Raw genomic sequence first — 13,681 nt, forward strand, 5'->3', positions numbered from 1 at the left:
AATCATGGCTGGAATGAGCTATTCCAAGCACCAGTCGAAAGCGGGCGCAGCCCACGGGGCAAGCAGAGTTTTCAACCTGTAAGCTAATTTGTAATAACCGTCTTAAAACGAGATTTCTTAACTTTTCGAGGAGTGCACAAACATGGCGACCTCTATTGAGATGCCGGAGCTCGGTGAATCAGTTACCGAAGGCACCATTACCACCTGGCTGAAGAAGGTCGGCGACACCGTCGAGGTCGACGAACCGTTGCTCGAGGTTTCCACCGACAAGGTCGACACCGAAATTCCATCTCCGGTCGCCGGTGTTCTCACCGAGATTCTCTTTGAAGAAGACGACACCGTCGATGTTGGCGAGGTCATCGCAAAGGTCGGCGAGCCGGGCGAAGAGCCGGAAGGCGCTGACGATTCCGCTGAGGAGACCGAGGAAGAGGCTCCGAAGGAAGACGCTGAAGAGCCAAAGAAGGAAGCACCGAAGGCTGCCTCCGGTTCCGCTACTGATGTTGAGATGCCGGAGCTCGGCGAGTCCGTCACCGAAGGAACCATCACCACCTGGCTGAAGAAGGTCGGCGACACCGTCGAGGTCGACGAGCCGTTGCTCGAGGTTTCCACCGACAAGGTCGACACCGAAATTCCTTCCCCGGTCGCAGGCACCCTGCTCGAGGTCCTCTACGACGAAGACGACACCGTTGACGTCGGCGAGGTCATCGCTCGCGTTGGCGATGCAGACGCTGCTCCAGCCGCCAAGGAAGAGGCCGAGGAGGCATCTGCCACAGTCGAGAAGGACGAGGAGCCAGTAAAGGCTAACGAGGAGACTGAGGAAGACTCCACCGACGTTGACGCTGGCGACGCAACTGACGTTGAGATGCCGGAGCTCGGCGAATCCGTCACCGAAGGCACCATCACCACCTGGCTGAAGAAGGTCGGCGACACCGTCGAGGTCGACGAGCCACTGCTCGAGGTTTCCACCGACAAGGTCGACACCGAAATTCCTTCCCCGGTCGCAGGTACCCTGCTCGAGGTCCTCTACGACGAAGACGACACCGTTGACGTCGGCGAGGTCATCGCTCGCGTTGGCAGTGGCCAGCCAAAGAAGGCTGCACCGAAGAAGGAAGCTCCAAAGGCTGAATCCAAGCCGGAGCCAAAGAAGGAAGCTCCAAAGGCAGAGTCCAAGCCGGAGCCAAAGAAGGAAGAGCCGAAGAAGGAGACTCCGAAGGCTGAGGCTCCGAAGGCTGAATCCAAGCCTTCCGCTAACAAGGACGTTCCTTACGTCACCCCGCTGGTCCGCAAGCTGGCTGACAAGCACGGCGTTGACCTGACTAAGGTCGAGGGCTCTGGAATCGGCGGCCGCATTCGTAAGCAGGATGTTCTGCGCGCTGCCGAGGGCGGCCAGGAGACTACTGCTGAGTCCGGCTCCAACTGGTCCACCAAGGGCGTTCGCCCTGAGCTCGCTGAGCTGCGCGGCACCACCCAGCGTGTCAACCGCATCCGCGAGATCACCGCTGCCAAGACCCTCGAGTCTCTGCAGACTTCCGCACAGCTGACCCAGGTCCACGAGGCCGATATGACTGCCATCTGGGATTTGCGCGCTACTAAGAAGGCTGAGTTCGAGAAGAAGCACGGCGCAAAGCTGACCTTCCTGCCATTCTTTGCAAAGGCAATCGTTGAGGCTCTGGTCAGCCACCCGAACGTCAACGCTTCCTGGAACGAAGAGACCAAGGAGATTACCTACCACGAGCAGGTCAACCTGGGTATCGCTGTCGATACCGAGCGTGGTTTGCTCTCCCCGGTCATCCACAACGCTCAGGATATGTCCCTGCCGGAGCTGGCTGCTGCTATTGCGGACATCGCAGACCGCGCTCGCAACAACAAGCTGACCCCGAACGACCTGTCCGGCGGCACCTTCACCATTACCAACATCGGCTCCGAGGGCGCTCTGACCGACACTCCGATTCTGGTTCCGCCGCAGGCCGCAATGGTCGGCACCGGCGCGATTAAGAAGCGCGCAGTAGTCGTCACCGAGAATGAGGCAGATGCCATTGGTATTCGCGCCATGGTCTTCCTGCCAATTACCTACGATCACCGCCTGATCGACGGCGCTGATGCAGGTCGCTTCATGACGACCGTTGTTGATCGCCTCGAGGTTGCTAACTTCGAATCGGATTTGCAGCTCTAAGCAGCTTGCTCCCGTCCTGGGGTAGTAGCGCCGCGGGAAGCTAGCTGGCTTGCTAGCAGGAGGTTCTACCTCTTCCCTGCCCGCGTTAGTCGCACTTTGCGGCTGACGCGGGTATTTCTTTTGCCGCATTCGTCCCGCAGTTGAACCTAATCAGCGATTCCTTCAAATGCGCAGGCCCCCTATTCTTGGCTAGTGCTCAGATTTCACGTAGCCACACATAGCTAGCAAAGGCTCCATCGGCACAAAGAATTAACGTGCTGTTATTGCGCCGTTAAGCCATTAGCAGACAGCGGGAGGGTCGAACCGAAAGCAAAGCTGCAAGTAGCAAATGCGCATACTTTTTGTCCTGCCGAAATGCGAGAACACCACACACCCCCGCACACAGTTCCGGCTATCGCTTTCAGCTACACCGACGAGAGCTGAAGATAGCGATAATTAAATTCATTATTTGTTAACCTCGCCGTCACCTAGTTAGCAATTAGCCTTTACCAATCTAAGAAATCATTAGACAGCAGGCTTCTTTGGCGTGCCTATTTTTGCTCTCTGTACGTAACTTAGAAAGGTGGAGCATGTCCTCGGCTCCAGCGAATACTAGTTCGTCGACCGGGACCACATCATCTGAGCAATCGAGCTCCTCAGATAAGTGGTGGCACCTCTTCTTCGGCGGGCTTCTCGCAATCAACATCGTAATTTTTGTCTTCTGGGCTTATGACTTTGTGGGCCCGCAGGCAAATACGGCAATCCTTCTGATTACCATCGCGTTCGCCGTCTTCATGGCGTTCAACATCGGCGGTAACGACGTTGCTAACTCCTTCGGTACTTCAGTCGGTGCCGGCACCCTGAGCATGAAGCAGGCGCTTGTTGTCGCTTCAGTCTTTGAGGTTTCGGGCGCCGTCCTCGCTGGTGGCGAGGTTACTGACACCGTCCGTTCCGGCATTGTGGACCTGAACGCAATCCACGGTTTGGACCCGATGGAGTTCGCCTTCATCATGATGTCCGCGCTTCTCGGCGCGGCAGTGTGGCTCCTCGTTGCCACCCGCATGGGTTGGCCAGTCTCCACTACCCACTCCATCGTCGGCGGTATCGTCGGTGCCGCACTGACGGTCGGTTTCATCACCGGCAAGGGTGGCTGGAGCATGGTCCAGTGGGATCAGATTGGTCAGATCGCCGTTTCTTGGGTCCTCTCTCCGCTCCTCGGCGGTTTGGTCGCGTTCCTCCTGTTCGGCGGCATTAAGAACTCGATTCTCGTCTACAACGACAAGGCTTCCAAGCAGCTGCAGGCCATCCACCAGGAAAAGGCGGACCTCAAGGCGCAGCACCGCGACGACTTCGAAAAGCTCCCTGAGCACGATCAGATCTCGTACACCAACGCGATGCTTCGCGACGCGACGACGATGCGTGACAACGACTGGACTCCGGATGACCTGGAGTCTGAGTACTTCCGCAAGCTCGTCCACATCGAATCCAAGGTTGATGATGTCCGCGCTCACCGTGCGCTGGAAGCTTGGGTTCCGGGTCTAGCAGCCCTGGGCTCTATCGTCATCTCCGCGATGATGCTGTTCAAGGGTCTGAAGAACCTTCACCTAGGGCTTTCCAGCCTGGACAACTTTCTGATTATGGGCATGATCGCCACCGCAGTGTGGCTTGCCGTTTACATCTTCGCGCGTACTTTGAAGCGTCAGGATTTGGATCGTTCCACCTTCCTGCTGTTCAGCTGGATGCAGGTCTTCACCGCTGCTGCGTTCGCTTTCTCCCACGGCTCGAACGACATCGCTAACGCGCTTGGCCCGTTCGTGGCAATTCTGGATGTTCTCCGTACCAACGAGATCTCTTCCGAGTCTGGTGTTCCGCTGGCAGTCATGACCACCATGGGTGTCGCTCTCATCTCCGGTCTGTGGTTTATCGGCCGCTTCGTTATCAAGACCGTCGGTTCCGGCCTGACTGAGATCCACCCAGCATCGGGTTTTGCCGCAGAGCTTTCCGCTGCTGTGGTCGTTATGATTGCTTCCCTGCTGGGTCTGCCGGTTTCTTCCACCCACATTCTGATTGGTGCCGTTCTCGGTGTCGGTATCGTTAACCGCGCCGCTAACTGGAACCTGATGAAGCCGATTGGTTTGGCCTGGGTTATTACCCTTCCGGCCGCTGCAGGTATCTCGGCAATTACCGTTTCCATCCTCCGCGTCGTCTTCGGCTAAGCCCACAAAAGCACGCCACTTTTACCCCGGCGGTCACTTTCTAGTGACCACCGGGGTATTTTTACGTCTGGTGCTATCCAAGTAAGTCTGGCGCTATCCAAGTAACAAGGATTCTGAGGCTCACAGAATTTCGGCGTATCCTATAGGCCACCATGACTGCCCCAAGAAAACCTTTTACTCGCGCAGATAAATCCATTCGGGAATCAAGCTCCGACATCGAGATTCAACATCTCGGCCTTGTCGACTACGAAGAGACCTGGCACCTACAGGCAGACCTTGCTGCCAAGCGTGCGAAAGACCTAATTCCAGATCAGGTTCTCGTGCTTGAGCACCCGAGTCTTTACACAGCAGGAAAGCGCACCCAGCCGGAGGACCGTCCTACCAATGGGTTGCCGGTCGTCGATGTCGACCGCGGTGGCCGCATCACCTGGCACGGCCCGGGCCAGCTTGTGATGTATCCCATCATCAAGCTCGCTCAGCCGGTCGATGTGGTGGACTACGTCCGCAGACTGGAAGAAGCCCTCATTCAAACCGTTCGCCGAGCTGGCATCGCGGCTGCTGGCCGCATCGATGGCCGCTCGGGGGTATGGGTTCCCGCATCAAACGGACTGAGCGACCGAAAGATTGCGGCACTGGGAATCCGCGTGACCCATGGTGTAACCATGCACGGACTCAGTCTGAACTGCGACAACTCTATGGAGTTCTACAACTACATCATCCCGTGTGGCATCTCCGACGCTGGAGTGACCACCCTATCCCGGGAGCTTGACCGAGATGTTAGCGTGTCAGAGATGACAGAGCCGCTTCTGGCAGATTTGCAAGATGCTTTGGAAGGCCATCTGACCGTTGCCGACCATTCCTTCGGCTCCGCGCCCGACCCCACGAAGGACCTGCCACACCGGGTGAAGCACAACTCCACCACCGGCATATTCGAGTACTCATCAACAAAAGAGTAGGATGAAACTGTGACTGTTAAGCCAGAAGGACGTAAGTTACTGCGCGTCGAGGCACGAAATGCCGAGACCCCTATCGAGAACAAGCCCCGGTGGATTCGCAACCAGGTTCGTCCGGGCCCCAGCTACAAGGACATGAAAAACCGTGTCTCGGGTGCCTCTTTGCACACGGTCTGTCAGGAGGCTGGCTGCCCGAACATTCACGAATGTTGGGAAGACCGCGAGGCCACCTTCCTCATCGGCGGCGATAAGTGCACCCGCCGCTGCGACTTCTGCCAGATTAACTCAGCCAAGCCCGACCCATTGGATAAGGATGAGCCGCGTCGTGTTGCGGAATCCGTCCGCGAGATGGGTCTTCGTTACGCCACTATCACCGGTGTCGCCCGCGACGATCTGCCCGACGGTGCATCCTGGCTCTACGCTGAGACCTGCCGCCAGATCCACGAACTCAACCCGAATACCGGAGTCGAGCTCCTTGTCGATGACTTCCGTGGCGACGAATCTGCAGCACAGCAGGTCTTCGATGCCAAGCCTGAGGTTTTCGCCCACAACGTGGAGACGGTGCCTCGTATCTTCAAGCGCATCCGCCCCGCATTCCGCTACGAGCGTTCCTTGGAACTCATCACTCGCGCTCGCGAAGCTGGACTGGTTACCAAGTCCAACCTCATCCTGGGCATGGGCGAAACCTATGACGAGATCATCTCCGCTATGCAGGATTTGCACGATGCCGGCTGCGATATTCTGACGATTACTCAATACCTCCGCCCCACTCCACTGCACCATCCAATTGAACGTTGGGTTAAGCCGGAGGAGTTCGTCAAGCTCTCCAAGACCGCTGAAGAGATGGGCTTTGCCGGCGTCATGTCCGGCCCGCTGGTCCGCTCTTCCTACCGCGCTGGACGGCTCTACGCCCGCGCACTGGCGCACCGCGGTCAGGAACTGCCGGCGCATCTGTCCGCGCTTGCCGACGACAACGACAACAACCTCGCGCTTCAGGAAGCCTCGACTCTGCTCGACCGCTATGGCGCATCGGAGGATACGCCAGTCACTTCGGCTATTCCGGCTTCCTAGAGGCTGACGGCCGCAGCGCCGTCGTAAAGCGAAACGGCGCTACGGCGCGGTCTATTGCCTAAAACTACATCGCATGCCCTAAAGTTGGTGATTATGGCGACCAATGATGCGAAAGAAATGAAGAAGGCGAACCGCGCCGCCAAGCGCGCTCAGCGTAAGCAGACTCGTAGCCAGATGTGGCAGGCGTTTAAGCTGCAGCGCTCGCGGGACAACAAGCTCGTGCCTTACATGGCGCTGGGCTTCTTCGGTCCAATTATCCTGCTGTTACTGCTTGGTCTGCTCATTGGTGGAGTCTGGCCCTGGGTTCTGACGATTATTGGTATCTCGATCGGCTTTATGGTCGCGATGTACATCTTCTCTAAGCGTCTTGAGGCGTCCTTCTACACAGAGGCGGAAGGCCAGGCCGGCGCTGCGGCGTGGACGCTGGACAATATGCGTCAGGGCGTTGGCTATGTCTGGCACGTCAAGACCGGTGTTGTCGCTAATCAGCACATGGATGCTGTTCACCGTGTTATTGGTAACGCCGGTGTTGTGCTGGTCGGTGAAGGTGATCCGAACCGCGTCAAGCAGATGATTGCTCGTGAAAAGAAGTCGCTGGCACGCATTGCGGGCGAAGCTCCGATTTACGACATGATTGCTGGTAGCGACGAGGGCCAGGTCCCGCCGAAGAAGCTGCAGCGCGAACTCATGCGTTTGCCGCGCAACCTGAATAAGGATCAGGCTAACGCTCTGAATGAGCGCATCCAGTCGATGGACCGTATTCGCGATGCGCGCGCGAACATGCCCAAGGGTCCAATGCCGAAGGGCGCTAACCCACAGGCCGGCATGAACCGTCGTGCGCGCCGTGCCGCCAATCGCGGCAAGAAGCACTAGAGGTTTTAGCTAGGTTTCACCAGGGTCGGTTGCTCGGGCAACCCACCGAGGGGCAATCTAGGTTGAAGCAGAAAAAAGGGGCTTTCGGGCCCCCTTTTTTTGTGCTTTAAAGCTTTAAAACGATGCCTAAAGCCATGTCTTCACACACAGTTATTGATGTCTTGTTGAAGTGATTGCTCTCACTTATCACGCTGTCAGCAAAGGTCGTATCCTTGCTGGAAACAATGCTTAATGAAGATTACTGCTAGTTGTGCCACCATGGGATATGTGCAACTCTTGGCTGAAAATGAACTCTTAGCGCTTCTAGTGATTTTGTTTCTTGGCCTGGCAATTGGCCAGATCAAGATCTTCGGCTTCAAGCTTGGCGTGGCTGCCGTCCTCTTCGTCGGCCTTATCCTCGCGACTATTGAGCCGGAAATTCAAATCTCCCCGTTGATTTACATCGTGGGCCTGGCATTATTCGTCTACACCATCGGGCTGGAGGCGGGCCCCGAGTTCTTCAGCTCGTTACGCTCGCGCGGCATCAAGCACAACCTGTTCGGCATTGGTGTGCTCGCAGTTGTCACCATCGAGTCTTTCCTGCTGATCAAGTTTTTGCCTATCGACCCGGTGGAAGGCGCAGGCGCCTTCACAGGCGCCCTGACCAACACCCCGGCTATGGCAGCAATCGTCGATGCTCTTCCTAGCCTCATTTCGGATAAGGGCGAGCTGGCCGCTGCGCACGATATGCCGGTGATTGGTTACTCCCTGGCCTACCCAATCGGCGTGCTGGCAGTGATTGCCTCTATCGGTATTATGTCGAAGGTCTTCCGTGTCGATCACGACCAGGAAGCTATTGACGCAGGTGTCGCCGCGCTTCCGCTGCATACTCGGGACATCAAGATCCTCAAGGACGACCTGCCTTCCATCACTGACCTTCCGTCGAAGTTCGGTTTGGACATTACGGTTTCACGCATTGAGTACAAGGGCCACCTCTACATCCCATCACCGGGTGACACTGTCTCCGTCGGCGATATTATTTCCGTCGTCGGTACAGAGGAAGAAATTGCTCGTGCCGCCGAGTACCTTGGCGAGCTTATGCCAGGCGATCCGACACACGACGGCCGCCTGGACTTCCGCCGCATCTTCGTCTCTGCATCTGACGTGGTTGGCGTACCCATCGCGGAGCTTCAGACTCGCATGGATGGCATGATCATTACGCGTATCCGCCGCGGCGACCACGACATCGTCGCGGAACCAAACATGCGCCTAGAGCTTGGTGATCGCGTCCGCGTAGTTGCACCGCCAGAGAAAATCAAGGACGCAACAAAGTTCTTCGGCGACTCTTACAAGAAGCTTTCCGACGTCAACCTCTTGCCGCTCACCCTTGGGCTTACGCTGGGTGTCTTGGTGGGTCTCATCAAGATTCCGCTTCCGGGCGGCAGCTCGTTAGCCCTGGGATCCGCTGGTGGTCCACTGGTTGTGGCGCTGATTCTGGGTGCTGTCGGTCGCACTGGCCCGTTGGTTTGGCCTATCCCCTACTCGGCCAACCTGGCGTTCCGCACCATGGGTCTAGCACTGTTCCTGGCTGGTATCGGCACCACTGCCGGTAAGGGATTCCAGGCTGCGTTGTCTGACCCGGCATCACTGACAGTTCTGGGTCTTGCCGCCATCATCGCGTTTAGCTCCGCACTGTTGACCCTCATTGTCGGTCACCGTGTGCTGAAGATTCCATTCGGCCAAACTGCGGGTATCCTCTCGGGCTTGCAGACTCACCCGGCAGTGCTCTCATACGTCAACGACCAGGCCAAGAACGAGTTGCCGGCAATGGGATACACAACGGTGTATCCAATGGCCATGATCATGAAGATTATTCTCGCCCAGGTCCTGGTCGTGTTGGTGCTATAGCGCTAACCCAAAATGACGGCCGTGCCAGTGGCACGGTCGTGCATGCCGCGCATATCCGAGTCGGTGATTGCTGGCGGCAGCAAGAAAAGAGTAAGCAAGCTGCGGAAGAAGGCACGAACAAAGCCAACTCGCTCGCCGGGCTTGTCCACGCGAGCGACACCCATCTTCATCATCCACTGGCCCGGAGTGCGGGCGAACAGCCAAACCGACACCGTGCCAATAATGAGGAAGACAACTGGCGAATAGGTCGCAAGGAATGACTGCCAGGCGATAAACGAATCCCCGAACTGGTCAATCTGCGCCTCGCTCGGGCCGAAGAACATCGAAAAAGCGCCGGCAATCATCAAGGAAATAATCCAGTCAATGAGAATGCCGCCGACGCGACGCATCAACGTCGCTTGCGATCCTGGGCCATCGGGGGCAAGACCCAATGCCTGGCCGGGATAGTCCGAGAGCTTGTCCGGATTATCGAACTCTCCCGGAATCTGAGGGCCATCTAGCCAACTGTGCTTTTCTTCCATGGGTTCATAGTCTAATGCAGCAATCCGGCTATCAAATCACGGGCTGGGACAGCCATTCAGCGCGTGCGGGGGTAATCCGGGGGCGATGTTGCGTCGCCTTTTCCATTTTCTTATCAGCATGGGAGCTAAAGGCGCGTCGTAAAGCGTGTGTGACGCGAATGCGCAGGATATTGCCGTGTTTCCACAAACAGATAACTTACTCCCTATTTGCGTAACCCATTCCGTATTGGCGAATTCCTCACGCGCCATGCCAGAAATTCGTGGTTCTAATTCCAGAATGAATGCGTGGTTCGTTAAGCTTGAAGGCGTCAACCGGCCAGTCCTTGACAGCGCGGCAGGTGCACGAAACAGCGTGCAAGAATTCCCTGCTGCGTACTAAACAAGGCCAACTAAGGAGACCGCACATGTCCTTCAAAACTCCCGAGGAAGTAGTCGCGTATATCAAGGAAGAGGGCGTCGAGTTCGTAGACGTCCGCTTCACGGATGTTCCCGGCATCGAGCAGCACTTCACCATCCCGGCATCCGCATTTGACGAGGACGCGATGGCCGAAGGCCTGGCATTCGACGGTTCCTCGATTCGTGGTTTCACTTCCATCGACGAGTCCGACATGGCACTGCTGCCCGACCTGAGCACCGCGCGCATTGACCCGTTCCGCAAGGCAAAGACTCTGAACGTCAAGTTCTTCGTCCACGATCCGTTTACCCTCGAGCCGTTCTCCCGCGACCCGCGTAACGTCGCGAAGAAGGCGGAGGAATACCTCATCTCTACCGGCATCGCCGACACCTGCTTCTTCGGCGCTGAGGCGGAGTTTTACATCTTCGACAACGTCAAGTTCGAGACCGACACCAACCGCGGCTTCTACGAAGTTGATTCCATCGAAGGCTGGTGGAACCGCGGCAAGGACCAGAACCCGGACGGCTCTGCAAACCTGGGTTACAAGACCCGTCTGAAGGGCGGCTACTTCCCTACCGCTCCGTACGACCACTACCAGGACCTGCGCGACAAGATGTGCCTGAAGCTCGCTGACGCCGGCTTCGACCTGGAGCGCGCCCACCACGAGGTCGGCACTGGTGGCCAGCAGGAGATCAACTACAAGTTCAACACGATGTTGCACGCTGCAGACGACCTGCAAACCTTCAAGTACATCATCAAGAACACCGCCTGGGAAGAGGGCAAGTCCGTCACCTTTATGCCGAAGCCGCTGGCTGGCGACAACGGCTCGGGCATGCACGCTCACCAGTCGCTATGGAAGGACGGCAAGCCGCTGTTCCACGATGAGGCCGGTTACGCAGGCCTGTCGGACATCGCTCGCTGGTACATCGGCGGCATCCTGCACCACGCAGGTGCGGTACTGGCCTTCACCAACCCGACCCTGAACTCCTACCACCGCCTGGTCAAGGGCTTCGAGGCTCCGATTAACCTGGTCTACTCGCAGCGCAATCGCTCTGCCGCTGTTCGCATTCCGATCACCGGCTCCAACCCGAAGGCAAAGCGCATCGAGTTCCGTGCCCCGGACCCGTCGGGCAACCCGTACCTTGGCTTCGCTGCCATGATGATGGCCGGACTGGACGGCGTGAAGAACCGCATCGAGCCGCACGCTCCGGTTGACAAGGATCTCTACGAGCTCCCGCCGGAGGAAGCTGCCGACATCCCGCAGGCTCCGACCTCTCTCGAGGCCGCACTCGAGGCCCTGCGCAATGACCACGAGTTCCTGCTCGAGGGCGATGTCTTCACCGAGGACCTCATCCAGACCTACATCGACTACAAGTACGAAAACGAGATCGAGCCGGTTCGCCTGCGCCCCACTCCGCAGGAATACGAAATGTACTACGACTGCTAAAGTTTTCGCTTCACGACGGCCACAGCAAGCAGCCCCCATTGCTCCTAGTGGCCGCCCAACGAGCTTGTTAGATGCCGCCTGACCACAGTTAATGTGGTCAGGCGGTTTTTCGTTGCGGTCATGCTGGCTGTGGGTGCTTGGGCCCGCATACGCGCGCGTATGTGAGCACGAATTTGTGCGCGGTTCCGGGCCACTCCCCTGAACAGGGCCATACACCACCACAAAAGGGCCGCGACTCCTGCACGAGTAGAGTTGCACGCTCTCCGCCCCAGTCTTATCGATGCAATATTCACTTGTCGATGCGCTATAGCGTGGCCATAAGTGAACAGCGCATCGACAAGTGACAGGGTGGGGAGGATACCGTGCGCATAAGTGCCGGACAGCCGTCGATAAGTGATGAAAAATCGTCGATAAGTGACGAAAAATCGTCGATAAGTGCCAGAAAACTGCCCATAAGTGCGAGGGTGGCGCTAGGGACAACACGAGGGACGGATGCGAGGGACACCGCAAGGGGGGCGAACACCAAGAGCGGATGGGGCATGCTGCGAAGGTAGGATGCAGGCAATCACGCCCGTTGAACCAGAAATGTGTCGCAACTTAATGACATGTGACAAAGTTCATAAACATTGATGCGTGGGAGGATAATTCACTCATCTGTAATCGTTCTCAAAAAGTATCAATTGTGCATGTCGAAGTAGTTATTACGGGCAACTTATTGACGGAAATTGGGCTCTGTCGCTGTGACCGTCGTAAAGCAGAAATGGCGTGCTGAAAACTGCGTAAACGCCCCCTACGCTGTGGTTTTTCCGTATGGTGGTACGACATACCCCTCGGAAATGGCGCCTCGAGAGCCCACGCCGAGGCGTTTTGATTGATTCTGGAGAGCATGCATCTGGAATTTCTTAAGCACAGCCGCCGCATAGGGTGGCCGATGAACAGTAAGAAGGATTTGAGCATTCTTGACTAACGAAAACGCTGCCAACCCAGAAAACTCAACTCGCATTGATTTTCTCTACCTCAGCGAACCTGACATGGTTGAAGCTGGTGTCACGGATTTCGCCAAGTGTGTTGAGACCATGGAAGAAACCCTGATTCTGCTGGCTGACGGCGACTACCGCATGGCCGGCGCTTCCGCTAACTCCCACGGTGCCCAGATCAACTTCCCGGATAACCCAATCCATGAGGGTATGCCGGCAAATGGCCCTGACCGTCGTTTCATGGCAATGCCCGCTTACCTCGGCGGTCGCTTCAACGGCGCAGGCGTGAAGTGGTACGGCTCCAATGCCGATAACCGCCAGAACGACCTGCCACGTTCGATCCACCTGTTCATTCTCAACGATGCAATTACGGGTGCCCCGAAGGCTGTCATGTCGGCAAACCTCCTGTCGGCCTACCGCACTGGCGCTGTTCCGGGTGTCGGCGTCAAGCACCTGGCCGTCGAAGACGCCGAGGTCGTTGGCATCATTGGCCCGGGTGTTATGAGCCGCACCATTCTCGGCTCCGCTATGTCGCAGCGTCCGAGCATTAAGAAGGTTAAGGTCAAGGGCCGCTCCCAGGCTTCGACCCAGAAGGCTGTGGATTGGATTAAGAACGAGTTCCCGCAGCTGGAAGAGGTCCGTATCGTCGAGACCGAAGAAGAGGCCATCCGCGACTCCGACATCCTCATCGCCGGCACCTCGACTTCCTCCGATGGCCCGTCCGGTTTCCCGTACTTTAAGAAGGAGTACCTGAAGCCCGGCGCGCTGCTGCTCATGCCAGCCGCTGCACGCCTCGACGACGACTTCGTGCGTTCCGACGACTGCAACCTCGTCGTTGACTACACCGGCCTGTACGAAGAGTGGTTCAACGAGAACGGCCCAGACGTGACCTATGAGCGCTTGCTCGGTATTCCGGGTAACCGCTGGTGGGACATGAAGGAAGAGGGCACCCTTCCCGCCGAGAAGCTTGTCAACATTGGTGATATCGCTTCCGGTAAGGCCCCGGGTCGCCAGAACGACGAGCAGATCTTCTGCTACTCCATCGGAGGCATGCCAGTCGAGGACGTCGCCTGGGCCACCGATGTCTACGACAACGCCCTGGCAAAGGGCATCGGCACCAAGCTGAACCTGTGGGATGTTCCGCTGCTGAAGTAATAGTGACCAGTAAGTTCGACAACACGATTAGTAAG

Annotated in this window: 9 protein-coding genes; 8 read left to right on the forward strand and 1 reads right to left on the reverse strand. The window is 57.2% G+C overall.

Going from position 1 to position 13,681, the window contains the following annotated elements:
* The first annotated feature begins 142 nt into the window (after positions 1–142).
* The 6 genes from sucB (at position 143) to CRD20_RS01585 (ending at position 9,152) form a co-directional block, all read left to right on the forward strand.
* Complete coding sequence (sucB, locus tag CRD20_RS01560; protein ID WP_187404718.1) at positions 143–2,173, forward strand: 2-oxoglutarate dehydrogenase, E2 component, dihydrolipoamide succinyltransferase; 2,031 nt, start codon at positions 143–145, stop codon at positions 2,171–2,173.
* Between the two features lie 569 nt (positions 2,174–2,742).
* The gene (locus CRD20_RS01565; protein WP_016423042.1) at positions 2,743–4,368 is read left to right on the forward strand and encodes an inorganic phosphate transporter; all 1,626 of its coding nucleotides are present in this window, start codon (positions 2,743–2,745) and stop codon (positions 4,366–4,368) included.
* A gap of 152 nt (positions 4,369–4,520) precedes the next feature.
* Positions 4,521–5,324: a lipoyl(octanoyl) transferase LipB gene (gene lipB / locus CRD20_RS01570; protein WP_016423043.1), complete on the forward strand. Its 804-nt coding sequence runs from the start codon at positions 4,521–4,523 to the stop codon at positions 5,322–5,324.
* A 9-nt stretch (positions 5,325–5,333) separates the two neighbouring features.
* The gene (gene lipA, locus CRD20_RS01575) at positions 5,334–6,392 is read left to right on the forward strand and encodes a lipoyl synthase (protein ID WP_049192902.1); all 1,059 of its coding nucleotides are present in this window, start codon (positions 5,334–5,336) and stop codon (positions 6,390–6,392) included.
* Positions 6,393–6,485: 93 nt separating this feature from the next.
* Positions 6,486–7,265 (forward strand): DUF4191 domain-containing protein, encoded by a 780-nt coding sequence (locus tag CRD20_RS01580; RefSeq protein ID WP_005511046.1) that lies wholly within the window; start codon positions 6,486–6,488, stop codon positions 7,263–7,265.
* 267 nt (positions 7,266–7,532) lie between these two features.
* On the forward strand, positions 7,533–9,152 hold the full coding sequence (locus tag CRD20_RS01585) for an aspartate:alanine exchanger family transporter (RefSeq protein ID WP_180802898.1): 1,620 nt from the start codon (positions 7,533–7,535) through the stop codon (positions 9,150–9,152).
* A gap of 2 nt (positions 9,153–9,154) precedes the next feature.
* Here CRD20_RS01585 and CRD20_RS01590 read toward each other — a convergent pair whose 3' ends face one another.
* Positions 9,155–9,673 (reverse strand): RDD family protein, encoded by a 519-nt coding sequence (locus CRD20_RS01590; RefSeq protein WP_016423046.1) that lies wholly within the window; start codon positions 9,671–9,673, stop codon positions 9,155–9,157.
* Positions 9,674–10,077: 404 nt separating this feature from the next.
* Between CRD20_RS01590 and glnA the strand changes: the two genes are divergently transcribed.
* Complete coding sequence (glnA, locus tag CRD20_RS01595) at positions 10,078–11,514, forward strand: type I glutamate--ammonia ligase (protein ID WP_048732575.1); 1,437 nt, start codon at positions 10,078–10,080, stop codon at positions 11,512–11,514.
* Between the two features lie 959 nt (positions 11,515–12,473).
* A complete protein-coding gene (locus CRD20_RS01600) occupies positions 12,474–13,646 on the forward strand; it encodes a tyramine oxidase subunit B (RefSeq protein WP_187404719.1) in 1,173 nt (390 codons plus the stop codon).
* Positions 13,647–13,681 lie beyond the last annotated feature (35 nt).

The organism is Corynebacterium sp. LK33, assembly GCF_014334955.1.
Taxonomy (GTDB): domain Bacteria; phylum Actinomycetota; class Actinomycetes; order Mycobacteriales; family Mycobacteriaceae; genus Corynebacterium; species Corynebacterium jeikeium_D.

Excerpts from the sequence above, each read along its gene's own strand:
- sucB (WP_187404718.1), top strand. The coding sequence starts at position 143 with ATGGCGACCTCTATTGAGATGCCGGAGCTCGGTGAATCAGTTACCGAA.
- CRD20_RS01565 (WP_016423042.1), top strand. The coding sequence starts at position 2,743 with ATGTCCTCGGCTCCAGCGAATACTAGTTCGTCGACCGGGACCACATCA.
- lipB (WP_016423043.1), top strand. The coding sequence starts at position 4,521 with ATGACTGCCCCAAGAAAACCTTTTACTCGCGCAGATAAATCCATTCGG.
- CRD20_RS01580 (WP_005511046.1), top strand. The coding sequence starts at position 6,486 with ATGGCGACCAATGATGCGAAAGAAATGAAGAAGGCGAACCGCGCCGCC.
- CRD20_RS01590 (WP_016423046.1), bottom strand. The coding sequence starts at position 9,673 with ATGGAAGAAAAGCACAGTTGGCTAGATGGCCCTCAGATTCCGGGAGAG.
- glnA (WP_048732575.1), top strand. The coding sequence starts at position 10,078 with ATGTCCTTCAAAACTCCCGAGGAAGTAGTCGCGTATATCAAGGAAGAG.